Annotated in this window: 26 protein-coding genes; 3 read left to right on the forward strand and 23 right to left on the reverse strand. The window is 44.0% G+C overall.

The window, feature by feature from the left end; translation table 11 throughout:
• Positions 1 to 5: 5 nt before the first annotated feature.
• Complete coding sequence (locus LEP1GSC058_RS15630; RefSeq protein ID WP_016549944.1) at positions 6 to 860, forward strand: tetratricopeptide repeat protein; 855 nt, start codon at positions 6 to 8, stop codon at positions 858 to 860.
• 12 nt (positions 861 to 872) lie between these two features.
• A complete protein-coding gene (locus tag LEP1GSC058_RS15635; protein ID WP_016550302.1) occupies positions 873 to 1,502 on the forward strand; it encodes a DUF2062 domain-containing protein in 630 nt (209 codons plus the stop codon).
• 11 nt (positions 1,503 to 1,513) lie between these two features.
• Here the strand turns inward: LEP1GSC058_RS15635 and LEP1GSC058_RS15640 are convergent, their stop codons facing one another.
• From LEP1GSC058_RS15640 to LEP1GSC058_RS15665, 6 genes are all read right to left on the reverse strand, one after another.
• Entirely contained in the window at positions 1,514 to 2,557 is a 1,044-nt protein-coding gene (locus LEP1GSC058_RS15640; RefSeq protein WP_039948710.1) for a 2-dehydropantoate 2-reductase, read from the reverse strand.
• 107 nt (positions 2,558 to 2,664) lie between these two features.
• Complete coding sequence (locus LEP1GSC058_RS15645; RefSeq protein ID WP_016550513.1) at positions 2,665 to 3,588, reverse strand: esterase/lipase family protein; 924 nt, start codon at positions 3,586 to 3,588, stop codon at positions 2,665 to 2,667.
• A gap of 610 nt (positions 3,589 to 4,198) precedes the next feature.
• A complete protein-coding gene (locus LEP1GSC058_RS15650) occupies positions 4,199 to 5,212 on the reverse strand; it encodes a zinc-dependent alcohol dehydrogenase family protein (RefSeq protein WP_016550143.1) in 1,014 nt (337 codons plus the stop codon).
• Positions 5,213 to 5,313: 101 nt separating this feature from the next.
• Positions 5,314 to 6,561: a crotonyl-CoA carboxylase/reductase gene (ccrA, locus tag LEP1GSC058_RS15655; protein WP_039948711.1), complete on the reverse strand. Its 1,248-nt coding sequence runs from the start codon at positions 6,559 to 6,561 to the stop codon at positions 5,314 to 5,316.
• A 98-nt stretch (positions 6,562 to 6,659) separates the two neighbouring features.
• A complete protein-coding gene (locus LEP1GSC058_RS15660; protein ID WP_016549924.1) occupies positions 6,660 to 7,256 on the reverse strand; it encodes a TetR/AcrR family transcriptional regulator in 597 nt (198 codons plus the stop codon).
• Between the two features lie 219 nt (positions 7,257 to 7,475).
• Complete coding sequence (locus LEP1GSC058_RS15665; RefSeq protein ID WP_016550567.1) at positions 7,476 to 8,168, reverse strand: hypothetical protein; 693 nt, start codon at positions 8,166 to 8,168, stop codon at positions 7,476 to 7,478.
• 157 nt (positions 8,169 to 8,325) lie between these two features.
• Between LEP1GSC058_RS15665 and LEP1GSC058_RS15670 the strand changes: the two genes are divergently transcribed.
• On the forward strand, positions 8,326 to 9,012 hold the full coding sequence (locus tag LEP1GSC058_RS15670) for an OmpA/MotB family protein (protein WP_016550508.1): 687 nt from the start codon (positions 8,326 to 8,328) through the stop codon (positions 9,010 to 9,012).
• Positions 9,013 to 9,372: 360 nt separating this feature from the next.
• On the opposite strand, the gene LEP1GSC058_RS15675 is transcribed toward LEP1GSC058_RS15670, so the two are convergent.
• From LEP1GSC058_RS15675 to LEP1GSC058_RS15755, 17 genes are all read right to left on the reverse strand, one after another.
• On the reverse strand, positions 9,373 to 9,762 hold the full coding sequence (locus LEP1GSC058_RS15675; RefSeq protein ID WP_232224712.1) for a hypothetical protein: 390 nt from the start codon (positions 9,760 to 9,762) through the stop codon (positions 9,373 to 9,375).
• Between the two features lie 306 nt (positions 9,763 to 10,068).
• Positions 10,069 to 10,665 carry a histidine phosphatase family protein gene (locus LEP1GSC058_RS15680; protein ID WP_016550888.1) on the reverse strand — a complete coding sequence of 199 codons (597 nt, stop codon included), beginning with the start codon at positions 10,663 to 10,665 and terminating at the stop codon, positions 10,069 to 10,071.
• A gap of 19 nt (positions 10,666 to 10,684) precedes the next feature.
• A complete protein-coding gene (cbiB, locus tag LEP1GSC058_RS15685; RefSeq protein ID WP_016550884.1) occupies positions 10,685 to 11,635 on the reverse strand; it encodes an adenosylcobinamide-phosphate synthase CbiB in 951 nt (316 codons plus the stop codon).
• Complete coding sequence (locus LEP1GSC058_RS15690) at positions 11,632 to 14,235, reverse strand: cobyric acid synthase (protein WP_016550140.1); 2,604 nt, start codon at positions 14,233 to 14,235, stop codon at positions 11,632 to 11,634. Before LEP1GSC058_RS15690 ends, cbiB begins: the two co-directional genes overlap by 4 nt.
• A gap of 5 nt (positions 14,236 to 14,240) precedes the next feature.
• Entirely contained in the window at positions 14,241 to 14,798 is a 558-nt protein-coding gene (cobU, locus tag LEP1GSC058_RS15695) for a bifunctional adenosylcobinamide kinase/adenosylcobinamide-phosphate guanylyltransferase (protein WP_016550184.1), read from the reverse strand.
• The gene (locus LEP1GSC058_RS15700; protein WP_156860695.1) at positions 14,786 to 15,463 is read right to left on the reverse strand and encodes a histidine phosphatase family protein; all 678 of its coding nucleotides are present in this window, start codon (positions 15,461 to 15,463) and stop codon (positions 14,786 to 14,788) included. The genes cobU and LEP1GSC058_RS15700 overlap by 13 nt, the downstream gene beginning before the upstream one ends.
• On the reverse strand, positions 15,424 to 16,116 hold the full coding sequence (locus LEP1GSC058_RS15705) for an adenosylcobinamide amidohydrolase (RefSeq protein WP_016549440.1): 693 nt from the start codon (positions 16,114 to 16,116) through the stop codon (positions 15,424 to 15,426). Before LEP1GSC058_RS15705 ends, LEP1GSC058_RS15700 begins: the two co-directional genes overlap by 40 nt.
• Positions 16,113 to 17,501, reverse strand: a complete 1,389-nt coding sequence (locus tag LEP1GSC058_RS15710) for a cobyrinate a,c-diamide synthase (protein ID WP_016550883.1) — start codon at positions 17,499 to 17,501, stop codon at positions 16,113 to 16,115. The genes LEP1GSC058_RS15705 and LEP1GSC058_RS15710 overlap by 4 nt, the downstream gene beginning before the upstream one ends.
• Before the next feature lie 8 nt (positions 17,502 to 17,509).
• Complete coding sequence (gene cobO / locus LEP1GSC058_RS15715; RefSeq protein WP_016550623.1) at positions 17,510 to 18,046, reverse strand: cob(I)yrinic acid a,c-diamide adenosyltransferase; 537 nt, start codon at positions 18,044 to 18,046, stop codon at positions 17,510 to 17,512.
• Between the two features lie 2 nt (positions 18,047 to 18,048).
• On the reverse strand, positions 18,049 to 18,846 hold the full coding sequence (gene cobM / locus LEP1GSC058_RS15720; RefSeq protein ID WP_016549673.1) for a precorrin-4 C(11)-methyltransferase: 798 nt from the start codon (positions 18,844 to 18,846) through the stop codon (positions 18,049 to 18,051).
• Between the two features lie 10 nt (positions 18,847 to 18,856).
• Positions 18,857 to 20,323, reverse strand: a complete 1,467-nt coding sequence (gene cobJ / locus LEP1GSC058_RS15725; RefSeq protein WP_016550435.1) for a precorrin-3B C(17)-methyltransferase — start codon at positions 20,321 to 20,323, stop codon at positions 18,857 to 18,859.
• Positions 20,320 to 21,477 carry a cobalt-precorrin 5A hydrolase gene (locus LEP1GSC058_RS15730; RefSeq protein WP_016549401.1) on the reverse strand — a complete coding sequence of 386 codons (1,158 nt, stop codon included), beginning with the start codon at positions 21,475 to 21,477 and terminating at the stop codon, positions 20,320 to 20,322. The genes cobJ and LEP1GSC058_RS15730 overlap by 4 nt, the downstream gene beginning before the upstream one ends.
• Positions 21,464 to 22,231 carry a precorrin-2 C(20)-methyltransferase gene (cobI, locus tag LEP1GSC058_RS15735; RefSeq protein WP_016549381.1) on the reverse strand — a complete coding sequence of 256 codons (768 nt, stop codon included), beginning with the start codon at positions 22,229 to 22,231 and terminating at the stop codon, positions 21,464 to 21,466. The genes LEP1GSC058_RS15730 and cobI overlap by 14 nt, the downstream gene beginning before the upstream one ends.
• The gene (locus LEP1GSC058_RS15740; protein ID WP_016549993.1) at positions 22,231 to 23,469 is read right to left on the reverse strand and encodes a bifunctional cobalt-precorrin-7 (C(5))-methyltransferase/cobalt-precorrin-6B (C(15))-methyltransferase; all 1,239 of its coding nucleotides are present in this window, start codon (positions 23,467 to 23,469) and stop codon (positions 22,231 to 22,233) included. The genes cobI and LEP1GSC058_RS15740 overlap by 1 nt, the downstream gene beginning before the upstream one ends.
• Positions 23,466 to 24,125 (reverse strand): precorrin-8X methylmutase, encoded by a 660-nt coding sequence (locus tag LEP1GSC058_RS15745; RefSeq protein WP_039948713.1) that lies wholly within the window; start codon positions 24,123 to 24,125, stop codon positions 23,466 to 23,468. The genes LEP1GSC058_RS15740 and LEP1GSC058_RS15745 overlap by 4 nt, the downstream gene beginning before the upstream one ends.
• Positions 24,126 to 24,156: 31 nt before the next feature.
• Entirely contained in the window at positions 24,157 to 25,236 is a 1,080-nt protein-coding gene (locus tag LEP1GSC058_RS15750; RefSeq protein ID WP_016549765.1) for a cobalt-precorrin-5B (C(1))-methyltransferase, read from the reverse strand.
• Between the two features lie 18 nt (positions 25,237 to 25,254).
• The gene (locus LEP1GSC058_RS15755; RefSeq protein ID WP_039948448.1) at positions 25,255 to 26,019 is read right to left on the reverse strand and encodes an FAD-dependent oxidoreductase; all 765 of its coding nucleotides are present in this window, start codon (positions 26,017 to 26,019) and stop codon (positions 25,255 to 25,257) included.
• Positions 26,020 to 26,027 lie beyond the last annotated feature (8 nt).

Raw genomic sequence — 26,027 nt, forward strand, 5'->3', positions numbered from 1 at the left:
AGGGATTGCCACAGAAACCGGGAAGAATAGAATCTCAGATGAGTTCTTGCGCGATCTGCTTGGAAACGAACAAAGACGATAATAATACGACTCTCATGATCAAGTTACAAATAATCTTCCTTCTTTCCTTATCGTTTCTTTTTTCGTCCTGTACGGATAAAGAGGATCCTCCAATTCTCGAAATCAGGGATTTATTGGATTCCGCTCATATAGGTGAGTCGATCGAAAAGGCTAAAGCACACGCGGAGCAGTCCGGAAAGACGGATCAAATACATTATCTCCGCGGTTGGATTCAGTATTTAAGAAAAGACGATGATCAAGCCGAAAAAGAATATAAACTTTGTCTAAAGGAAAATCCGGATTCCTACGATTGTCAGCGGGGCATCGGGTTGATTCAGCAGCAACGAAAACAGTATGCTAAAGCCGAATCGAATTTTCAAAAAGCTTTAAACGCAGCCGAAGCACAAAAGGATTTTGAAGCCGTATCCATCTTACGGGTGGATTCCGGGAATCTATTGCTTCGTCAAAATCGGCGTTCCGAAGCGATATCGGAGTATAAAAAAGCGTTGGAAGCGAAGCAGGATGGCTCCGCTTATTTCGGCCTGGGATTGACTACCCTTTTGCAGGGAGATCGAAAATCATCCAAAGATTATTTGGAGAAAGGTTTAAAAACTCCTTATAGAGATTTGATTCTAAAAGCGGAAACGTATTATTTATTAGCAAAATTACAATTTGAATGGGAAAAAAATCCTCGAGCGGCAGCCGTGTCGGCAAAGAAAGCCTTCGAACTGTTTCCGGCAAAGAAAGAATATGCAAAAGCATGGGAGCAATATTCAAAAGCTGCTTCTTCACTCCCATAACGTAGGAAAATAATGAAATATTTAGCCGCCTTGGCGCGAATCGTACATAAGCAAATTATACTTCCATTTCAAGAGTCGCATGCTCCGGTAAATGAAGTCAGTCTAGGAACTTCGATCGGCTTACTTTGGTCGATGACTCCTTTAATCGGAATCCAGATGTATCTGGGCTTTGCAACTTGGGTTATTTTACGGATCTTTCGCATCCGTTTTTATTTGCCGATCGCGATCGCAATGATTTGGATCACGAATCCGGTCACTCTCCCGTTTTTCTATTACTTATTTTATATATTAGGTAAGTATGCGCTGATGGCCTTCGGAATAGCTTCTGTCGAATTGGATTTTAAGGTAATATACGAAGTGATGGCTAGATCCGAATCGATGGATTTCCTATCCGGCTTATGGTATTGGTCGGTATTCTTATTGGATAAGATGGGACTTCCTATGTTTGTGGGAGGTTTCGTAGTGGGCCTGCCTTCCGCAATTATCGGATATCCTCTTACGTATCGACTCTTGAACTCATATCGTTCTACACTTGCGGAAAAAGAAGGAATTACTCTCAAGGAATGGGAAGAGCTTCACGTAAGAAAGGACATCGGTCTCTTTTCGGCTAGGCCATCCTTAAATCAAAAAGAAGGGGTTTAAGTTTCCTTAATTTAACATTTTAACCCAAGTCTCGCGATGAGAGTTTCAGGAGTATATTGCAAGGATTTCGGATTTTTTTCGGCCTCGCGAACTAGGGCCACTATAGCCCTATTAATCGGAGCGCCGTGTCCGACTTTGTCCGCCAATTTTAATATCTCTCCGTTTAACGTATCGATTTCGGTCGGTCGTCCTTGATTTAGATCTTCCCACATGGAAGAGCGAGCTTCGGGATCTATTTTTACCATACTGGCGGCGGCTTTGAAAAAGAGGCAATCAGGTAATTTTAATATTAGCGGTGCGAGCTGAGGTATCATTTTCCCAGCCCTGCTAGGTCGTAATCCCGCAAGTTTTAAGACTTCAAAACCTTCCGAAATCATTGCAGCAAGAATCCGACGATATCCACGCAGAGAAAGTTCTTCTCTTAACGGAATACCGGACAGAGCGTTCAGGCTATTATTCAGATTAATGAGAAGTTTTCCCCAAAGAACTCCATCCATGTTCGGATGAGTTCCCGCAGAGAGTCCGGCGACTCTAAGATAATCTACGATTTTTCTTCCGTATTGATTTTCCTGAACGACCAAGTCTCCGCTCGTTCCTCGATGGAACTGTCCTTTTCCTTTTGCGATTACGTTGAAAGGAACCATTCCGGCAAGAATTCTTTCTCCTAAGTGCGGAATCGATTCGTAAAGTAAGGACTTATTTTTTACGCCATTTTGAAAGCTAACTATGATCGCTTTTTCCTTTTCGGCGGAAGACAAATGTTTATTTAGGGCATGACCTAATTCTTTCGTATCTCTGCTTTTAACGGTCACTAAGAAGATGGAAGCGCCTCGGACTTCCTTTAGATCGGTCGCATACTCGATCTTATTGGGAGGGATGGAAAAAAACTTTCCGCTAAAATCGGAAATTCCTAAACCGAACAACTGGATTTCCTTTCGATTTCGTTCTCTTCCCACAAAGACGACGGGAAATCCAGCGTTGACTAAATGCGCTCCAATGTACGTTCCGATGCTTCCTGAGCCGAGAATCGCAAATTTAGCGGAATCTTCTTGCATAAGCGGATAAGATTTATTGTAAAACGGGAAAAACCAAGTAAAAATAAAAAAACCGAGAGTCCTTTCGGAAACTCCCGGTTTCAATTTTGAGAATTCTAACTAAACGATTATTGGTGAGATTTCGCGTTTTGAGCCATTTTCAAGAAATAACCCTCAACATCATACCAAGGCTTACCTGAATTCAAAGTGTTGGAAGCTTCCAGGTGGTCCACTCCCGTAGTCAAGATTCCATAACTTGGACCGCCGTTAAACGTTCCCCATTTAAGTGAAGAATAAGGAACGAGACCGTCGCAAGTTGCACCTTGTCCATTGAACAAACCGCCGGCAGCGCAAGCAGGTTGGAGAATACCCATTAACGGGTGTTGGATAAGATCAGGAATAGTGATATAAGATCCGTAAGAATAATATCTCACTGCAGAAGCATCAGGTGTACGGCTATTGAATGCAGCTGTTCCGGAGGTCGTCAAAGATCCCAATGCTGCAAGAGCGTTTTGTTGTCCGCCGCCATAAACTAATTGTACCACAACGCCCAAAACCGCGTTCACGAAAGGTTTAATCCAGTCAGGTAGAACTGCATTAACTATGTCCGCAATTGGAGATCCTCGGTGCGGTGTGTTCAAAGTGGTTAAAGTCGATACTTTGGAAGAAAGACCAAGATTAGAAATAGCATAACGGCTATCCAGTCCACCTTGGGAGTGACCTAAGATATGAACTTTCGAGAACCCGTTGGCTGCCATATAAACGTTGATTTTGTTAGCTAACTCTACTCCGCGAGTTTCGTTAGACTGTGCCGCAGTTTTTGTAGGAGCATACACCGTTGCGCCTTGTGAGGTAAGATAGGTATCCATTCCTCCCCAATAGCTGATAATGCTGATTATGCCTGATGAATCGGTTCCCCAGCCAAAAAGACCGTGGGAAAGGATAATCGGATAGGCCCCAGCGAGTGGTTTGGAAGATGATCCTCCGCCTGATGCGAACAACGAGCCGCTAAAAATAAACAGGATCAATACTGATAGTCCTAGTTTACGCATGGAATGTTACCTCTTTTCTCTTCACTATTCTCTTTTGTCTCAGATTGAGATTCGCTTTGTGTTTGTTCGCTTTTTCTATGTATCACTCGGTATAGAGCGAGGTTTTTTACTCTAAACTGATCGTCGGGATTGTCAAGAGAAAACGTTCGAAAAAAACTTCTTAAATAATACGTTTGATATAAAATTAATTTATTTTAAGAACAATTGTTATATAAAAATGCATTTTAAGTTTTGCAAAGAAGGCAATTTGAAAGCATTTTAGGTGAGTGAAAGCTCCGGGATTGCCCGCTTACTTTCCGTTCTTTTTACTTATTTCTCAATTATAATTTATGGGGAGGGGATTTTCGAAAAAGGCAATGAGGCGAATATCTCTAATTTGCTCGGAAAGTTTTTCTTACTCCGCGGTATCTCTTTTCGGGTATGACTTGAATTTTTGTCTTAGATGGAAACGGAATCTCGTGAAGGGTTCCGAATATTTAATCTCGCTTCCATCGAGTAAAATTAGCGAATGATCTTTAAATTGAAGAATATTCGATCGGGTTTCTCTTCTTCGTATTTCCGTTCATCGAATCGGAGTCGGAACCTAAGTTTGAATTGAAACGGACGATCGCTATGAGATTCGAATGACAATCTTACCGAAATGGGCGCCGTTTTTAAGAGTATCCAACGCTTGTCGGAATTCCTCCATCGGAAAGACAGAATCGATTACCGGGCGAAGGCCGACGTTTTGAATCGCGCGATTCATCTCCAAGAAAGCCTTCCGATGCCCTACTACGATTCCTTGGACTTTTATTTGATTCATGACAAGCGGAAGTAGATTCAAATCCTTAATGGAGCCGGCAAGAATACCGATTAAATGAATCGTACCGAATAGTTTAACGGCTTTCACGGACTGCTCTAACGTTCCGGCACCTCCTACTTCGACGACATGATCGACTCCTTCTCCCCCCGTTAGGTCTCGAATTACTTCTCCCCATTTGGGAAGCTCCTTATAATTGATTCCATAGTCGGCTCCCAATGCTTTTCCTCGAGATATCTTTTCCTCGGAAGAAGATGTTAGGTAGACCGTCGCACCGACCATCTTTGCAAATTGCAACGCGAACAAGGAAACTCCGCCGGTTCCTTGAACTAAAACCGATTCTCCCGGCTTAACTTTGTTTTCTACGAAGAAGGAGGACCAGGCGGTTAATGCAGCACAGGGAAGTGTGGCGGCTTCATCGAAACTTAGATGCGAAGGCATCGGAACGATACCGGTGGCCGGTAAAATAGCGTATTCTCGTAGAGTTCCATCCAAAGGACCGCCTAACGTAGTGCGAAGTTCTTTCTTTGTCGCAGGACCGCTGATCCAATTGGGGGCAAAGGTCGCGTTGATTTTATCTCCGGTTTTAAAATCTGTAACGTTTTCGCCGATTTCTATTATTTCCCCGGCGCCGTCACTACAAGGAATCATAGGGACTGGGAACTTAGGATTGTATTTACCTTCGATTACCAAATAATCTCGGAAGTTTAAGGAGGCTGCACGGAATCGAACCAACACCTCTCCGGGACCCGGCTTTTCCGGATCCGGTATTTCTACGAGAGAGAGGTTTTCCTTGCCAAAGGAAGAAAGACGAATTGCCTTCATGGTTGATTTTTAAGCGGATAATTTAGGTTTTTCATCGGCTTCGAAAACTTTCTCGCAGATTTCCTCCGCGAGAAAGTTTTGATTCTGTGGAAAAAGATTCCTTACTTGATTCCTAATCCGGGCTTAGCGGCTCCCACAAGAATACTCATATTTCCGGCAGGATGCTTATTTTCCTTCATCAACTGATGCGCCTTAGCTGTTTCATCAAACGTAAATGTTTGAGCGAGAACAGGGTCGACTTTCTTATCGATGACCAATTGATTGAGTCCGGCGGAATTTTCGTCGTTCGCAAAGTGGGATCCTTGCAATCGTTTTTGCCTCATCCAAAGATAACGAAGGTCTACAGTGGCATTAAAACCGGTAGTTCCGGCGCAAATTACGACCATTCCTCCCGTCTCGCAAACAAATACGGAAGTCGGAATAGTGGATTCGCCAGGATGTTCGAAGACGATTTTTGGATTTTTCCCTTTTCCGGCTATGTCCCAGATTGCCTTACCGAATTCGCGTGCGTTTTTAGTCCATTCCGCAAATACTTCCGGCTTATTGATTTCAGAGGTCAAGGCGCCCCAGTGTTTGAAATGATTTCTGTTGATTACGCCGGCAGCGCCTAGGTTTTTACAAAAATCAATTTTATCATCCGAAGATACGACTGCGATGGGAACTCCACCTGCGGCCTTTACGATTTGAATCGCCATAGCGCCTAGGCCTCCGGCGCCTCCCCAAATAAGAACGACATCGCCTGGTTTTACGTCGTTCGGTTTCCAGTTGTGAAGCATTCGGTAAGCGGTTGCGCCGACCAGCATATAGGCTGCAGAAGCTTCCCAGCTAAGATGTTTCGGTCTAGGTAAACATTGATGATCTTGAACCTTACAAAATTGTGCGAAGGACCCCCAGTTTGATTCGTATCCCCAGATGATTTGGGACGGAGCGAACATAGGATCATTTCCTGACTTAACCCAAGGATCGTTACGATCCCACATCCCGCAATGAACGACTACTTCGTCTCCTACTTTCACATTCTTTACGTCGGATCCGATTTTATATACGATACCTGAAGCGTCCGAACCGCCGATATGAAAGGGTTCGGGTTCCCCTTTTTTATTTCTGGCTCCGATTACGTTTACGGGATATCCGAGTGCGGCCCAAACATTATTATAGTTGATACCTGCCGCCATTACCGCGACTAAAACTTCATCGGGGGCAATTTCAGGGACGTCGATTTCTTCGGGTTGAATGGATTTTATCGGATCTCCGAACCTGTCAGGACGGATAACCTGTGCATGCATTTTTTTAGGGACAACTCCCAATGGAGGAAGTTGACCGATCGGTACGATTTCAGGTGCGCTCATGCGGACCAGAAAAACCGTATCGATCTGGGATACGACCAAAAAATGAAGGATTTTTTACCCGGCATCGACGAATTTCCCGGGTTCTTTTTGATCGGAAACTAATTGGTCGATAAAATAAAATCGATTCTTTCTTCGATTCCTTTGACTCGGTCTTCAAAAAAGCGTTCGGACGCGATGGAAAGTATAAGACTATGAAGTAGATCCACTAATAAAGATAATTTTAAGTCGGGTCGTTTGCTGGGGGGGTTACGGGTTGCCGCAGCTTCTAACAATTTTCTATACTGTGCTCCATAATGATTTGTGTATTCTAAAACAAGATTTTCGGGGGCGGAATAAACTAGACTGAACGGTAGACGAGTTCTTTCGGGAAATTCTCGGGCGATATCTATGATCGCTTGGAAGACGGAAACCACTTCTTCCCGTAACCCGTTTTCTTTAACGATTCGACTCCGAATCCCGTTTAAAATCATCAAGTGTGTTGCGACGAGAGCTTTCCGAAATAGGTTTTCCTTCGAATGAAAATGGTGATAAATACTAGGTTGTTCTAATCCGCATTCTCTACTGATTTCACGTAGCGAGGTTCCGTGGAAACCCTTTCGAGCAAACGCGATCGCTGCCCCCTCCAGAATTCTTTCCCGAGAGTTTCTAAAATTTCCATTTATCGGGTAGACCGGGCTACCATCCTTTTTCTTCACTGATCCAGACCTCTTTTTCGAGGATATTTCCCGAGTGTTTTTGTTTTTTTGTACTCGTTCGATTGCGAGCCCGCTCGGTTAAACCCGTCGTAGCTTTCGGGCCTATAGTCTACGCTACAACAAATACCCGATTTTCGCAATTCAATAACAAATTATTAAAGCTTCAACGCCGTTATCTTGGAGAAAAATAAGAGTTTTTCATCCAGAACCTCTATCTAGTTAGAATTCTTTCTTGAAAACTTCAAAGTAGTTTCGGACTTCATTGGTTCCCTGCGGCCGACCTTCCAGTCCGGGCTGCTTCGTACCGGGAGATTGAGGGAGATTGAGGTTTTGGTCCTTTTCTTCCCGTCCGAAAGCCGCGGAAGGAGTGTATAGCTCGCTTCCGAATAAAAGTTCGAAGTTGGCAACGTTAGACTCCGATTCTTCTAAACGGATTTCTATCAAAAAGTGGTTTTCCCCATACCTCGCCTCCCATTCATAAATAAAAGACGTCTCCGCAAGTCCTGTATATAAAGGAGAAAGTTTTCGGTCCTGAGAATCCGAAATGAAAATTTGGACCATCACCGCTTCGTCGGGAATTTCGTGTGCAAGGCCGATTCCGAGCTTGCGAATTATTTTTCTATCTTTGCCTTCGGGAAATTGCAGTTTAAAAATCACCGAACTTCCTTTGAAAACGGAGCCGGTAAACTGAGACTTTTTGTCTAACGTATAGCCTCGCTCTTTTAAAGTGGCTCTTACGTCTTCGACTAGTTTTTTTAAAGTCGGAGGCCCGCCGGTTAATGATTCCTTAGGATGCACGGACGTCCCGGCCGGCGTAGTTTGCGCAGGAGATTCTACACTTAAAAAAAGCGCCAATATCAGTAGAAAAGGAAAGATTCCGATTCGGACCGGTTCTAATAAAGAATGATGCATACTTACGGATCAGACTAACCCTTATGCTTGTTTATTGCCAGATTTTTTCCCTCGCAAACGCGATTTCCTATTAGAATGTCTCAGAAATTTAAAGGAATGATCGATAGTTTAATAGTGCGTTATAGTTCGGCGCACAAATGCATTTAAAGGAAAGGCCATGAAATCTAAAAGAAATTTCTTATTTATTCCGATATTTATCATTTTATCATCCCAATATTGCGTCACACAATCTAAGTATGACTCCCTTCAAGAAGCATATTCGCGTAAATCGAAGGATTTAGAGGCGATGGAAAAGGATAAACTAGGCCTACTTCGTTCGATGGACGATATGAAGCGTCTGCAAGAGGAAACCCAGCATCGTGTCATGGAGTATAAGAATCTCCTTGCTAGCTTCAAGAGCATGATCGATGCCGGAAAGCTGAAAATTAGAATCGTAGACGGTAGAATGGTGGTCGTCTTATCTTCCGATATTCTATTTCCTCCCGGTTCTGCGAGTCTTTCGCCTAAAGGTACGGATGCGATTAAGGAAGTTACCGGTATTTTAGCTTCTTTGGAAGGTCGCCGATTTCAAGTCGAGGGACACACTGATGACATTCCCACAGGAATTAAGGGATACACGAATTGGGAACTCGCGTCCGCAAGAGCGCTGAACGTTTTACATACTATGGTTAAGGCGGGAATGCCCGACGACAGAATTAGCGCCGCTTCGATGGGTTCGTCGAGACCTGCAGTTTCGAATACGACCGCGGAAAACCGTATGGCAAATCGCCGGATAGAAATCGTAATCGTTCCCGATCTTTCCAATTTACCCGGAATCGAAGAATTGAAAAAAATGAGCGAATAACCTTTCGAAGGTCCGGGACAAGGTTCGATACTCGGAGAGCAAGAGCCGGTCTTTAGCCATGAATGGGAGATACCTACGAAAACCGTGATCGATCGGTTTTTGGAATCTCTTAAACGTCCTCGAAAATACGAAAGGGGAATGGACGTTAGGGACAAATCATCCGTTGGATACGTTAAGAGAATTAGAAAAATATAATCTTTCCGGAATTGCCGGCCATATTAAATCGGACGTCTTAATTTTAGCCGGTAATATCTTATCCGCGGACTGAAATTTCCTTACCCTGTAATTCTGAACATTTTGTTTCGTTTATTCAGGCTTTTTATTGCGGCGGGATCGACTTTAGGGAAACTAAATGCCTTCTTACTGAATCTTAAGGGAAAAAGATAAATGGTCATAGGGAATAACGATTAAAAAACACCTGAAACTTCCCTTGTCCGTTTGAATCGATTGTGTAAACGGCGCAGACTGTCCGTATACCGTAAAATTGGACGGCGTGCCATAATTACCCCCCGTGACGGTAGAATTCGAATTTCCTATGTAAAGACCCGCGCCGCTCCCCGAGGGATTCGAAGTGAAAGAAATCAAGTCCGTCGTTCCGTTACCCGTGTAGTAATAGAAATAATGACCTGGAGAGGAACCAGCGACCGGCGTGCCGCCTTTGGTAATTGCCGGAGAGTTAAGACACGAAGTCATGGGCTGGATCAATGATAAAGCATGCCCATGATTGGAATGCTTGTCGCATCGACTCACGCTAATTCCGAATAGAATTGCGATCGAGACAATTCTTAGATAAGATCCCACACGAATAAATTATCTCAAAACTTGCGAAAGTCCATGATTTTTCGATAGAATTTAATTACTTCGCATAACAATCCAGACAAAATGATTTATCGGAATCCGATCAAAGTCGATCCGAAAAAAAATCGAAACGCCTAATTTATGTTCTATGTTAGGTCCGCTTCGACCTTACGATCGATATATTGAATCGTTAATTTTTCGATTTATATTCGCTTATTAATTTGGGATATGAAGATAACCGAGCATCCGAATGGCGGCTTATGACTCGAGCTTTAGAAAATTCTCTTTGTTGATAAGGATCTTGTGAACTTCGCAATTCAAAATATTTTCTTCCGATCTTGATTCCAAAAGATAGAACATTCTATAAATCCAATATCCGTGCGTGCATATTGCAATTCGGTTTCGATTTTGCGTTCGGAATAAATCCCGTAAAAATGAATAAATGCGCCGATCTACGTCTTTCTTTCGTTCACCGTCGGGAAAATTTAGCGTTTCCCATCTGGATTCCGAACTTTTCCAATTCGACCAGGTATCCTTTCCGAATTTATCGTCGATTTCGGAAATCAACATCCCTTGCGCTGCGCCAAGATTGACCTCTCGCAGACGAGAATCGAAAAATAAGGGAATTTCTAATTCGGAAGCCAAAGGGGACGCGGTTTGTAGAGCGCGCAATAAGTCGCTACTGTATAAAATATCTATTTCGTAATATCTTAATTTATCAAAAATGGATTTAATTTGGTTTCGACCTTTAGTGGATAAAGAAGTGTTCAGTTGGCCTTGAAGCCTACCTTCCGCATTCCAGTCAGTTTCGGCGTGCCGAAATACAAAAAGAGAAATCGAATCTTTCGGGTTCAATTTTTGTTTTCCGTATACGCTAAATGCTTTCGATTAAGCGATGTGTAACTAAGAAGAATATACCGCAGAGAATCGAGGTTATAAAAATGATTCGATTGGCCTGCAGTATATGAACGGAGGATAAGGATTCTTTTGCATCTCCTAAGAAGGGTTTTTCACTTTTGATTCCTTGATAATAGTTTATTCCTCCTAATCTGATTCCCAATGCTCCTGCAACGGCTGCCTCCGACAAACCGGAATTAGGGCTTGGATGTTTCCTACCGTCTCGAAGTAGAATTCGAAAAGATCGAACGGGATTCATGAATAAAATAACCGAGGTCAAGGACACAAACGGAGCGGTCAGTCGCGCCGGTAGAAAATTGGCGCAGTCATCGACTCTAGCGGGGAAAGTTCCGAATTTTTCGTACAATTGGTTCTTGTGACCGAATAGAGAATCCAGCGTATTTACGGATTTATATAGAACGGCCCAAGCCGGCCCTCCGAATATCGCGAAAAATAAAGGAGCAGTCACCCCGTCGACCAAACTTTCCGCAACGCTTTCCACGCATGCACGAACGATTTCCGGGCGCGATAAATTTTGGGTATCTCTTCCTACGATTAAAGACACTTTTTCCCTCGCGATTGATAGGTCCTCGGACCGTAACGCATTATAGACCGCTTTGCTGTGGTTCAATAAATCACGAAGGGCGATGGTAGTATATATTATGAAAATAGAAAATATAGACTCCGCAATCGAGCTGAAATTCGCGATCACCTTACCTATTGCATAGGGAATCGAGAAGGAAAACAAATAAACGCTACAAGAAGCGAATACTCCGGCCCAGAAGGGAGAGCGAAAACGGCTCCGAGAAAACTTTTCGATAAATCTTGAAAATTTTCCGATCCACCGAACCGGATGGGGCATCCAACGAGGATCGCCGAAAATTAAATCCGCAAGAACCGAGGCTACGATTACTATTTCGAATGTCATTTTAACCCAAGTAATCGGTAAATTTCATTTATATTTACCGAATTTCGGACTCCCATTGCAAGCCGTTCTAAGCTCGATTCCAATTCGTATTTTACGGTAATCCCGCCTAATACTTGCATTCCCTTTCGAAGTCTAATTTTATCGAGAAAGGAGCGACGAAATTCGTCGGCATCAAAAATGCCATGGACGTAAGTTCCCCAGACCCTTCCGTTTTGATTAGAGTGTCCTAAATGGATTCCATCGTGAGATACGATTACGGTGGGAATCGAATCTTTTACTTCGGTGTTTCCGTGATGGATTTCGTATCCGTAAACTTCCTTCTCGGAAGGCAAGTGCTTTCCGCTTACCTGCTTGAGAATTTTTTCTTTTTCTAATGTAGTTTCGATCGGTAACAGGCTGAGCCCGTTAGTAGTTACGGACGCGGATTCGATTTTATAGGGATCGTGTATTTTTGTTCCCAATATCTGATAACCGCCGCAAATTCCGACGATTTCCGTAACACCGTCCCGGGACATTTTGAGGATTTTTTCCGAGAACCCTGAAGTTCTTAAGTAATGCATATCGGAGGCAACGTTCTTACTTCCCGGGAGGATTAGCACATCCGGGCTGCCTAATTCTTGGGCGGATTTTACGATTCTCAATCGAACATCTTCCTCCAATCGTAAAGCATCGGCGTCGGTATGATTGGAAATTCTCGGAGTATCGATTAGAGCTATATCGATCCTATTTCTTAAGGGGGATTCATCGCTTAAATTTCCCGACTTGAATTCTAAGGAATCTTCTTCCGGCAAACCCAATCCTTCGAAATGCGGAATAATTCCAAATACGGGTTTATTCGTATATGTTTTCAAATACTGAATTCCAGGATTCAATAGTTCAGGAATTCCCCGGAAACGATTTATTATAAATCCTGAAACTAATTTTCTTTCCCATTCCGCCATTGTCTCCAAGGAGCCCACCAAAGCTCCAAAGACTCCTCCGTGATCTATGTTCCCGACCAACAGCACTTTGGCCTGAGCATATTGCGCCATTCTCATATTCACGATGTCGTTTCCTTTTAGGTTCACTTCGGAAACGCTACCTGCTCCTTCTAACACGATTACCTCGAATTCGTCGGAAAGCGAATCGTAGGATCGCATTACCTGCTCGAAGGCTTTCGGCTTGAAATTGGTATAGTCGCGAAAATCCATCGCTGCTAGCGGCTTTCCGTTAAGGATAACTTGCGAATCCTTTTCGCTAGAAGGTTTCAGTAAAACCGGATTCATTCTGACATCCGCAGGAACTCCAGCTGCTTGCGCCTGCAAAGCTTGAGCTCGTCCGATCTCTAATCCATCGACTGTCACGAAGGAATTCAAAGCCATGTTTTGGGATTTAAAAGGTGCGACGCGAATTCCATCTTGTCTCAATATTCGACAGAAAGCGGCTGTTATTAAACTTTTTCCGACGTTCGACGCGGTTCCTTGTATCATTAGAGCGGGCTTTTTGCGGAGACACGCGGTAAAAACGGAAGGCAACTTGAGAATTTCCAGAAGCGCTTGAATTAAGAAGCGATTATCATCTTCATTCCGAATGGCAAGACGGAAAAAGCCGGATCCAAGTCCAGGAATCTTTTCGCAATCGCGAATTGATATTTTATATTTTTCTAATAATTTTTCCTTTAAATCGGTAACGGAAACTTCTGGCGAAGATAATTTAATGAGAAAGAAGTTCGTTTCACTAGGAAAAACAGTCAGCTGTGAAATTGAATTCAATTGTTCGAAGAAGGGTTTTTTCAGTCGATCGAGTAAATTTCTAGATTGTTCGAAAAATTTCGGATCTTCCGCGGCTTTCTCGATAACTGACGCCGCTAATCGATTTAAGGACCAAGGTGGAAGTAAATCGGTTAATCTTTCACAAATGTTCGAATCCGCAATGCACATTCCCGCCCTCAATCCAGGAATCGATAATATTTTCGTTAAGGACCATAAGATCGCCATGTTGCGGGGGCGGTTCTTTCTAAAAGATTCGGCTCCCGTGCAGAAATCTAGAAAGGATTCGTCGATTATCCAGAAAGTGTCCGGATATCTTCTCGCTAAATTTTCAATCTTCGTATTATTTAGGAGCCGACCGGTTGGATTATTCGGATGTCCTAATATGATTAATTTATTTTTTTCGGAATCGGATTTAATAAGCGCTTCTAACCGATCGTAATCCAAATCGAAATTTGCTTCTTTTTGCGATTCAAGATATTCGAATCGGATCGAGTTTTTTTGCAGGACTCTTTCATAATCGGAATAACTAGGAACCGGCAGAATTGCGTATTCAAATTCCATAATTTTAGGGAGGAAGGTTAAAAGCTCGGATGCACCGTTTCCCAAAACGAGTTCGTTCGCCGGGATTCCCCATCCGGTTTCAACGGCGTTTTTGACGGATTCGTATCCGATATCCGGATAATAGGCGAGATTGCTGATTTGCGAATTAATTAACGGGCGGAGCCAATCGGGAAATCCTAGAGGATTTAAGTTGGCCGAAAAATCGAGGATCTCTTCGCGACTACAAGCGAGTCGTTTGGCGAGGCTATCGATGTTGCCTCCATGAGTTCGTGAGTTGGATTCTTCCATTTCGGTTAAGCCTCCACCTGCTTTAGTTTAATCGGAATTCCGCTTATCAGAAGAAAGACTTCGTCCGCCTCCGCTGCGACGATTTGGTTGCAGGTCCCCAGTAAGTCCCTATAAATTCTGATTAAGGGTGATTCAGGAACCACGCCCAATCCGATTTCATTCGATACAAAAATCACTTTGCCTGGAAAACTTGAGCGGGCAGCATTCAAAAATTTTACTGTCGCTTCCCGAATCAAGGATTCGTCCAAGACGCGATTCTCGTTTTGGTATTTGAACAATAGGTTATTGATCCAAAGGCTTAGGCAATCAACCAATACGACTTTTGATTCCTTCGATGAAAGATTACGAAATACGTTATATAATTCTAAAGGTTCTTCTATCGTTTCCCAATTTTGGTCTTTTCTTTCTTCCCGATGCTTTTGGATTCTTTGGTCCATTTCATCGTCGATTTTGGGACAGGTTGCTACAAAGATTTTGCTACCAGTAAGTGCATTGCTATTTTCTAATGCAAATCGGCTTTTTCCGCTTCGGCAACCGCCGGTTATGAAGCTTATGTCGGCCATTCTCCCTCCGAGTGTCTCCCCCATTTATTTAAGCCGATGAGTGAAGCAGTTCCGTTACTATAGATTTCTAAAATTGAGCAGGAGCCGCTAAATAATCGAAACTTTATGTATTCGCTCGGTGCGAGTTCTAAAAGAATGCAGAGAAGAACGGACAAAATTCCTCCGTGCGATATCAGAACGATATTAGATCTAAGGGAAAACTCGTTTAAGATTATTTCCTTAACTCCATGAACCCTTTTCAGAAAAGAAGAAATTTTTTCGCCTTCCGGAAAAGCAAGAGTCGGATCGAACTCGGCAAATCGACGGAAATTTTCCGGATATGAACGATGCATCTCTCCGAAAGAACGGTTTTTCCATATTCCGAAATTAAGTTCCTCTAATTCGTTTAAAAACATCGCCGAATTCTTGTATTCAAACTCCATACTTTTCCAAGTTTCGACGCAGCATTGCATGGCGCTTACTATAAAGAGAGTTTCATCTACGTTTATATATTCTAAAAGTTCAGCGCCTATCCTTTGAGCCTCTTTTTTTCCGTCCGGAGAGAGTCGTCGACCATCGTTTCCGGGAAAGCAATTCTTCTGGTCATTATCGATCTGTGGATGGCGTATTAGAAAAAGAGAACGTTTCACATTGTACCTGTGCTTACCTTGTTTGCCAGTTTCCATTTTTCTACTCCGACTTGCACGGCTTGGTAGGCAGAGCTTCCGATTAAATGGCCGATATCGGTATGTTTTCCCGCGTAAATATGACATTCCTTCGCCTCAGGAGATACGATTCCGATGCAATCAGTTCCGGTTCCGGTAGCAGGTTGAAATCCTGAAATACTTTGAACGTTTCCTTCCAAAATGGCGAGTGTTCTTGCTTCGGTAGCAATTGAAACGGCCTCGATAGATGCGGATAAATTTAAAGGAACTGAGGTTTGAACGAGCAGATTGATTGTGCCATAATTTTCATGGAAGAGATGGGGTTCTCCGACCCGTACCGCATTTCCTAAACCGACAGTCGAGACGCAGCGGACCCATAGTTTTTCAAATCTACAAATTCTTTCCGTATAAGCGAATAGAGAAGCGCTAGTTAAAAAACCTATGCTATTTATCTCTCGTCCGGTTTCGATAAGTCGATTTCTATAATGCTCGGTCGGGTTTAACCCAGGGGGGAGATCTTCATTCGAAACTCTGAGCCAGGTTGCGCTCCTCGTTCGTGTCCAACCTCCGCCTAAGACCGTCCAGCTTAACGCCGAATGCATTTCTTGCAGGTCGATATCTAACCAAGTTCCGTCCGTCTTAATTGTAGATTGTTCAAGTTCGAGAGATTTCAAGATGACTTTCTCGCACAAGCAGCAACGAAATTTTCAGGGATGCTCGGATTGGATGCCCAGTGTGCATGAACATAAGAACCTAATATGTTTCGATCCGAATATCCTTCTAAAGAAGTCGTTTCGCCTTTTCTTTTTCGAATTTTATAAAGTAGTTTTACGTTTTTATCCTGCTTAATCTCTAAGTTCGAATAACGGAATTGATGACCTCGAAATCTCGTCCCAGCGGGACCGAGCACGGATGACCCTTCGATACTGACTTCCGTATAACCTAGAGCCTGTAATTTCTCATGCATTCTTACTTTAGCCGGAATCAATCCGACCATCGGAAACGAATCACCGTTTAGGGTTTCGATCTCTTCCGACAAATACATAAGTCCACCGCATTCCGCGTATATTGGCAGCCCTTTCATTCCTAATTCATGAATTTCCATTAAAAGGGTTTTATTAGTCGATAGTTCGGAGGCAAACAGTTCGGGATAACCGCCTCCGATATAAATGCCGTCTATTTGCGGAAGCTTAGAATCCGAAATCGGGGAGAAGGGAATTAACTCCGCACCGGCCATCTTCAATCTTCGCAAATTATCTTCATAATAGAAATGGAATGCATTATCTTTCGCAAATCCGATTCTGCATTTATATGAATTGTTGGGTCGACCTGTTTCCGACTCAAGAGTGATAGGCGTGTACAGTTTTTCAGAAGCAATCGCCCAGATTTTATCCAAATCAAACCAAGTTTCGCATAAATCACCCCAATAAGCGAGCTTGCTATCTTCTATCCCGGCTTCTTGCGCGCTATGGAGTCCCAAATGTCTTTCCGGAAAGGAGTAATTCGGAGACTTGGGAAATCCTCCTACCAAAGGAAGAAAAGGATCCAGCGCGGAGCTCAAAATTTCTCGATGCCCATGGCTACCTATGAAATTGGTAATCACTCCGCTGACTTCTAAATTCGCATCAAAATTCTTTAATCCTATGGCGAGGGCAGCGACTGTGCGAGCCATTCCGCCGGCATTTAATACGATTAGGGTTGGCGCCTCCAACCATTTAGCGATTTCAGCGCTTGATCCCGCTTCTCCTATGGGCGATGCACCGTCGAAGAGACCCATGACTCCTTCTATTATCGCAATATCGCTTCCGGCACTGGCTGCTTGAAAAGTTTTTAATACTGCTTCTCGACCCATCAACCAACCGTCTAAGTTCTGACAAGCGACTCCGGCGACTAGAGTGTGATATGTCGGATCTAGATAATCGGGTCCGCACTTGAACGTCGAAACCTTCATGCCTCGTCTTTTGAAAGCTTGAGATAACGCGAGCACCGTTGTTGTTTTTCCGACGCCGCTGCCGGAGCCGGCAATCAGGATTCTGGGAATGTTCGGTAATTTTTCCAATTGTCCTCTTAAAAGTCGATTCCAGCCTGGGCTTTTATCCCTTTATGAAACGGATGCTTGACTGCTTCGATCTTGCTTACGAGATCCGCCTGCTCAAGTAGGAGTTCCGGGCAATTTCTTCCCGTTAGAACAATATGAACGTGAGTAGGTCGCGCTTCGAATACGTCGGAGGCTTCCCGGACGCTTATCCATCCGAAATGAAAGGCATAGGTAATTTCATCTAGGACGACTAACGCGTGCTCTCCGCCTAATATCATTTTTTTTGATAATTCCCAAGCTGCGAGAGCCGCCTTTTTATCCTTATCCAGATCTTCGCTATCCCATGTGAATCCGAGTCCCATGACATAAAAATCCAATCCTGGAATTTTTTTTGCGAATTTTCTCTCGCCCGTTTCCCACTTTCCCTTAATGAACTGAACTATCCCGCAGCGCATACCTCTTCCGAGAGATCTGAATATCATTCCCAATGCTGCGGTGGTTTTCCCTTTACCTTCGCCAGTATTAACGATCATTAATCCGCGACGTTCTTTAGCCGAAATTTCCATACTTAACCCGGTAGAGATGAATCGATCGGAACATGATTCGGTGATTTCGTTTTCTTCCTAAATTTATGGGAAAAATCGGGGGAATACAATCGAGAATCCGCAAAGTCGTGGCAGTCCAAAACTCGTCCGACAAAGACGATTGCTGTTGCGTTGATTTTTTCCGCTTTAGCTTTCTCCGAAATATCGGATAACGTTCCCAATACGATTTTCTGCTCCGGCCAGGATGCCTTTTGAACTACGGCAACGGGGCAATCTTCACCGTAATAAGGGATAAGTCGCTCTGTAATTTTTCTAAGCAGAAGTGCGCTCAAGAAAAAGACAAGAGTTGCGCCCGATTGAGCTAAAACTTCCAATTTTTCTTTTGGAGGCATCGGCGTTCGACCTTCCGCTCTAGTGATAATGACTGTTTGCGATATTTCGGGAAGAGTAAGTTCCTTGTTTAAAGCTGCCGCGGCCGCGGTAAAAGAGGAAACCCCGGGAATGATTTCATAAGGAATTCCTAATTCGTCCATTCTTCGCATCTGCTCCGCCGTCGATCCGAAAATCGCAGGATCGCCCGTATGAACTCTTGCCACGTCCTGGTCTTTTTCGAAAGCTTCCTTTAAAACTTGGATGATTTCATCCAATGTCATACCGGAAGAATCGATTATTTTTGCATCAGGATTTGCCATGCCGATCACTTTTGCTGGAACTAGAGAACCGGTGTAGAGTACGATAGGACTCGTTTCGATCCGTTTTGCCCCTTTTATCGTTATTAGTTCAGGATCGCCCGGTCCTGCTCCGATGATGTAAACTTTCATAATAAATTTCTCATGAACATTTTAATAGTTCGTCTCGAACAATTGTCCAAATCGGCTTCGGTAGAGACGATAGCCAACTCAAATCCCAATATTCCGATTCATTCCAAATAACCTTATCGCTTGAATCCTGCAGCAATGTCGTAATTCTTTCGCTAATCGACGAATTACGATAAACCGCAAATCTATCATAAAGGTCCTCGGGAGTCGTTTTTAACGGAACTATGAATTGAAAAAAATTCGCTTGTGCAAGCTTCGAATCCGTTACGGTAAGCTTGGCCCAGTGGAGAGTCTGGTCTTCCATATGGGAAAAACCGAAATCCTCGAATCGGCAAGGTCGTTTAAGCTTTCCGATTAAATAATATTCCCCGTTCGATTCGTATAAAAGGGCTCCGGCAAGCCTTCCGATCTTACCGAAATCGTTAATCTCTTCCTTTAGCGTCGACGTTTTCGTCGAGGGCGATTTAACGGATTGAACGAATCGTAAAGCATTCAGCGCGGATACTACCGAGGAATCCTGTCCAGAATGCTCGACTTTAGTTTCTTGCACGGTCGGTTCTTCCGGTTCTATAACCGAAGTACTAGCTCGAACGAATGCATTCGGTATTTTAGTAATATTTAAAGTTCTATCGCCGTTCGAAGCGCTTGATTTTTCTGATAAATCGCCTTCGGTTCTTAATGAAAATCCTTTTCTCTGGCCGTTCTGTATCTCGCCACTCTCCAAAGAATATTTATTCGAGTAGCCTCGTGGGGTTATGAAAAATCCCTCATAAATAAAGCTATTGGATGATCCGACGATAACCGTTGTATTCATCCCGATTTCAAAATCTAGGAAATGATCCAAATCGGATAGGACGACGTTTTGTTGTTTCCGATAAGCGCTTTTGATAAGCGCAACGGGAGTGTTACCCGGTCTGTATTGACTGATAATACGAGTCGCTTCGAGAATCTGTCTTTGTCTTCGTCCGGAAGCGGGATTATACAATGAAATTACGAAGTCGCCTTTAGCGGCAGAATCGATTCGCTTTGCGATAATGGGCCAGGGAGTGAGTAGATCCGAAAGAGAAATTCGGCAAGAGTCATGTACTAGAGGAGCTCCAACGAGAGAGGCGCATGAATTATCCGCACTGATTCCCGGAAAGATTCGAACTTCGGGAGAATCCCCCCGCTTCCATCCGATTTTTCGCAGTACTTCAAACACTAAGCCGGCCATTCCATAAACCCCCGCGTCGCCGGATGAAATAAGAGCGACGATCTTACCGTTAGCGGCAGCCTCAACTGCAGCTTGGGCTCGCCCTATCTCTTCGGTCATTCCCGTTCTTGTGACTTGTTTTCCCGTTAATAGATGACGGACTAGGCCGATGTACGTCGAGTAACCGATCACATATTCAGCTTCGTTGATCGCTTCGAGTGCGGCCGGCGTTATGTGTTCGTCTCTTCCCGGACCGATTCCGACCAAATTTAGTTTTCCTCGCGTCATGAGTGGATCACCTCCTTCGTAATCGAAACTTCCTCTCTTGGTAAAAAAGGAATTCTGGCAACCGCTACTGTCAGATTTTTACTCTCGGGTGTTCTCTTGTATTTTCTTTTAGGGACTAATAGCAAATCGGTACTTGCGCCGAGCAATGCCGCAGCTTCACAAACCGATCGGGTTTCTACATGCTTCATCGCCATCAAGGAGGGTGAAACAATGCCGGAAGCTCGATCCAAATCCGGCGCCGGGAACGTGAGAAATTCCCATTGATATTTTTCGGCCACTTCAAGGAAGGCCTGCTCGTTATACTTTCGATCGATACTCGCGATCGCACGAACACTTTTCAAACTTAAACCGTTCTCTTCCAACGTTGTCATAATCCCGGATCTTACATCTTCGAAGGATATATCACGATCACAACCCAATCCTAATACAAGGCTTTTGGGTTTATATATTACGGAATTATTATAGTGGTTCGGATGAGTTTGTCTTATGTTCGATCGATCGGAAGCGATTAATAATACTTCATACTTGCTCGGATCAACAGTCTCGAGCGAAGTGGAATATTCGACGCCGGGAGGCAAAGGTTTATCTTTTGGCCACCAATCCGATTCTCCGCATTCCTGCACGAATATTACTTTGGTTTCATTCACGACTGCAGCGCAGGCACGGGTAACGTTTCTATCCTGATCTTCCAAAACCCAACCTAAGTCTCTTCCTAAGATATCAACGGTCAGGGTTCCGGCTACGTCAGAGGCGGTGGTGATCACAGGCGTATTTTCTAACTCCTTGGAAACGATTTGAGTAAAAAAATTGCCTCTGCCTACGTGACCGGAAAGAACGCAGATAGAGAATAGACCTTTATCATCCACGCATATGACTGCCGGATCTACTTTCTTATTTTGTAATAGAGGTGCGATCATTCTCACTACGGCTCCGACACTTATTATGAAAATGTGGCAGTCGTACTGAGTGAACGTTTCCCGCAATGTCGAATCCATCGGCAAAGATAGACTTAACGAATTTGCGGGTGCCTGATCCGAGAATTTTTTCGATACGAAGAGATCGGCGCCGTCGAGAGATTTCCGAAGTCGCTCGCCGATCACAATCCCATGTTTCGTAATCGCATAGATGGCGTACGGCTTTCTAATCGGATTCATGTATCTCTCCTCGAAGCACTCCTTTTCGTTTGCGGATGGAAATTAAAACCATGGAGAAGTAATCGCAGCTTTCGTTTTGAATCGATTCCAAATCGGTTACGATTTTCTGTTTATCGGTAGTTCCGTAAGAAACGTAGGTTGCGTTTTCCAAGAGCCCGAGCAGTTTTAAAATTCTTACTAATTCAGGGATGACTTGGCCGACTTTGGTTAAAACGATCGAATCAAAGTCTTCTACAAGTCTAGGCAGATCTTCCAAACCGTAAGTTGCTGGTAGGACGCAAAAGCGTTCGCGTCCGTCGGCTAACGGAATTTGTAATGCGGCGGGGATTGCGGTTACTGAAGTGACTGCCGGAACGATTTCTATCTCGATTCCCGGCCATCGATCGGGAGCCTCCTCCCTAAGGTAATTCCAGGAACTGTATACGGAAGGATCGCCTTGAGTAATGAACGCGACTTTTTTTCCGTCCATCAATCTTGTTCCGATTTCGTTGAAAGCTTTGTCCCAGGCGGGTACTAGAACCGAGGGGTCTTTGCTCATCGGGAAATGCAGAAAAATTTTTTCCTGTTCGGGATTTTCCTTAACAAGCGGGGAACAAACTCTCCATGCGAAAGAGGGTAGGTGTTCGCTGCTTTTAGGAATTGCGAGTACTTCCGCATCGTTTAGGACATTGATTGCCCTTAACGTGATTAAATCGGTCGCTCCCGGGCCGACTCCGACCCCGAATAATTTGCCTAACGTTTTGATTTGGTTCATTATAATTCCATGTTTCGTTTAATAGTTTTAAAGATATGAATGGGGTTCAAGGCTTCGTAGCGGAGATACGTCGCCAATTTTTGCCCTCTTGAGACGCTGAGCAGAATTACTTCCATTTCCGACCCGAGATTCTTGAAAGCTTGGTATGCCTCTGATACGTTATCCAATGTGACAGCATTTACGACGAGTCTACCGCCTTCCTTCAATCTTTGATAGGATATGTTTATGATTTCTTCCAGACTCCCCTTAGATCCGCCTACGAATACGCAATCCGGAGACGGGAGGTCAGAGAGTGCTTCCGGCGCTCGACCTTCAATTATGAAAACGTTATCGGCTGTATGAGAAAGTTTATTCTCCCGGCAAATTTCTACCCCTTCCGGATCGATTTCGATAGCATACGCTCTTCCTTCAGAAGCTAGAAAAGCAGCTTCTATCGAGACGGAGCCCGAACCTGCACCGATATCCCAAATAACGGAATCGGTCCGAATTTCCATAGCGGCAAGGGATAGAATTCTCACTTCCTTTTTGGTGATTAAGCCTTTTTTAGGAATTCTCTTTGCATATTCGTCTTCCTCTCTATAAGGAATGACCGAAGGACGTTTCCATTCCAAGTCTTCCCTAATAAGAATTAACACGTTTAGATCGGAAATATCGGATATCGTACTTAATTCAGAAATCGTAAATTTCCGAACTACCTCGTCTTTTCCTCCTAGATTTTCGCAGACGTAGGCTATCCAATCCGTTTCCCCGAACTCCATCATATTTCGAGCGATTGAGGCGGGAGAGTTCGACCCGTCGGTAAAACAGGCGACTTTATTATGAAATTTTAATTTATTTACGAATCCTGTTTTGTCGCGTCCATGCAAGGAAATGATCTTAGCGTCATCCCAATTGATTCCGATTTTCGCAAAGGCTCGTTGCATAGAACTCGGTGCGGGAATGAATTCGACGTGCTCCACTCCGATTTTTTTTCTTACTAAATTTCCGATTCCGTAAAATAGAGGATCACCGGAAGCGAGTATGCAGATGGTATTTTCCCCGGAAAGTTCGGCAATATGATCGATTGTCGCAGTAATGTTTTCTTTTAACGGTATTCGTTGTCCGTCAAACTCGGGAAAAAAGTCCAAATGTCTTTCTCCTCCGGCGAGTATGTTTGCTCTCGCAACTGCTCCCATAGCCTGACTGGATAAGCCGACGCATCCGTCGTCTCCGATTCCGACTACCACGACGGCTTTCATACATGATTTCCTTTGGCGGATAATAATAGAAGGGCATGCAGGATCGCTACGGCAATCGTGCTGCCTCCTTTTCTACCCCGAGTTATGATATAGGGAATGGAGCCTTGTAAAGCCATTACCGATTCTTTTGATTCGCTTGCCGACACAAAGCCGACGGGAACTCCTATAATCAAGGAAGGTTTCGCTTCATTACTTTCGATCAAACGGACTATCTCCAAGAGAGCGGTAGGCGCGTTCCCGATAGCAAGGATACTTCCGTCTAAGAGGCCAAGATCAGACGCTTTTCGAATCGATTCGATTGCTCTTGTAGAATTTTTTTCTTTGGCTTTTTGAATTACGTCCGGATCGGAAATGAAGCTATGAGTTTTGCAACCGTAAGCATCGAGCCGCTCCCGATTCAGACCGGCTAAGATCATTTGCACGTCGCAAATAATCGAACAGCCGCGTTTCAATGCTGTGATGCCTGATGACACTGCCTCCGGATGTATTTTTGTAAGGTCTTTGAATTCAAAATCGGCGGTCGCATGAATGATTCTGCGAACGATTTCCCAATCGGGCGGAGGAAAAGAATGGGCGCCCGCCTCTTCGTCGATGATTTGAAACGATTTATCTTCTATATTTCGTCCAAGGGTTGTCATTTGTCGCATGTCGTTCATAGTGGTGATAATAAGTCCTTTAAATATATTCTCATTTTGCAATATACTCGCCGAGAGGAGCTCCGTCAAAATCGACGAGATAACAGGATATCTTTAAATTCGTGCCGGCGTGCTTCGTGCAATTCTCGGAGACTTTTCGGCAAATCGTTGATAGTATTCCGGTGTTACCGGTTTCTTTCCACAGCTCCAACACATGTCTCGCAGTATTTGCCGCTTCCGTTTCGATACAAACTTTCTCAGGCACTCCTTTCGATCGTGCGATCTCGGCCAGAAGTTTCGTGTTGACGGAGGATCCCCCTCGATGTGTCATCATGACTCCGTCCGCCATCTTTGAAAGCTTGCCGATCATTCCCACGACTATGACCTGCGCCATAGATTCCTTAACCGCACTTTTGATTCCTGTCCCGATAAAGTCTCCGACTTGTATAAACGAAGATTCGTTTAGTTCATGGAGAAGATCCATTGCGAATTTTTCGGACTTACCGCCGGTCGTGAGTACGACTGTGTCGGACCCCAATTCCTTCGCGACCGATATCGCTTGAATAACGCTAGCTTTGTATGCCGCCGTCGAATAAGGTTTTACGATTCCCGTTGTTCCGAGGATAGATATTCCGCCAATTAAACCCAACCGTTCGTTCATGGTTTTTTTAGCCATTTCCTGGCCGCCGGGAACGCTGATGGTTACTTCGGCGCCCGAAAAGGATGTTCCGATTAATTCCTCTAATATCATTTCCGTAATATTCTTTCTTGGTACGGGATTGATTGCGGGAGATCCTACTTCGAGACCGAGTCCTGCTTTTGTAACTGTTGCGACTCCTTCCCCGCCTTTTAAGATGACTTCGTTGGAATGCGTTAAACGAACTTCTGCGGTCAATTCGGCGCCATGCGTGCAATCAGGATCGTCGCCAGCGTCTTTGATGATGCTACAGATCGCCATATCTTCGTTCAACTCGCAACGCTTCAAAGGGAAAGTGACTTTTCGCTTGTTCGGAAGAGTCGTTTCGATTTCTAGAATAGGCGCTTTCTTGATTAACGCTCTCGTTGCAGCTTTTGCGGCCGCAGCGGAACAAGCGCCAGTCGTAAATCCCTCTCTTAATTCTTTTGCCGCCATTCATTTTTACTCTGTCGTTCAAGCGCCGAGACGAATTCCATTTTCATTTAATGATTCCGAACGAAAAAAAGGTTCAACGCCGATGAATTCCGAATCCGCTCCGGTTTCTTCCAGGAGTATTTTAATTTCATTTAATATCGTTCCGTTTCCGCTCAAGAAAAAACTAGAAAACGAATTCCGATCTCTTAAAGCCCATCGGATAAACGAAAGCGCAGCACTCGGTTGCCACATGTCTCCGGTAGGTCGAACCGGAATAAATTCGACGTTTACGTTCTTAGAAGAAATTTCCCGACGAACCCACGCGACCAAATCCTGTTTTTCGGCGGATGATAGTAGCCATACAAGCTTGGTAAAATTAATCCGGTCGCGAAATTTAGAACAAGAAAGCAAGGATAAGGATGAAGTAATGCCGCTATCGGTTGCGATTAGTAGCGCCGAACCAGATTTAGGCCAATTCGTATTTCCGGCAAATTTTCCCCAAGGACCGGAGAATTCCAACTCGGTTCCGATCGCAAGATTTTGCAAATGAGCGGTTACATTTCCCGAATCGACTTTTCGAATTAATAGTTGAAAGGTCGAATGTTCCGAGTCTGCGGAAAGAATCGTATATGCTCTTTTTAATTGTTTCCCGTCTGCGGAAGTTTTGCCGGAATTTATGATTATATATTGGCCGCCGACGGAGTTTAGCGATTCATTCTCGGAGAGAACAAACGTATACAAACTATAGTGTTCGTCGATTGTCTTTCTATCAATGAGAGTGGTTGTCTTTGGAACGGAAGCCATAAATCGAC

This window comes from Leptospira fainei serovar Hurstbridge str. BUT 6 (assembly GCF_000306235.2).
GTDB classification, from domain to species: Bacteria; Spirochaetota; Leptospiria; order Leptospirales; family Leptospiraceae; genus Leptospira_B; species Leptospira_B fainei.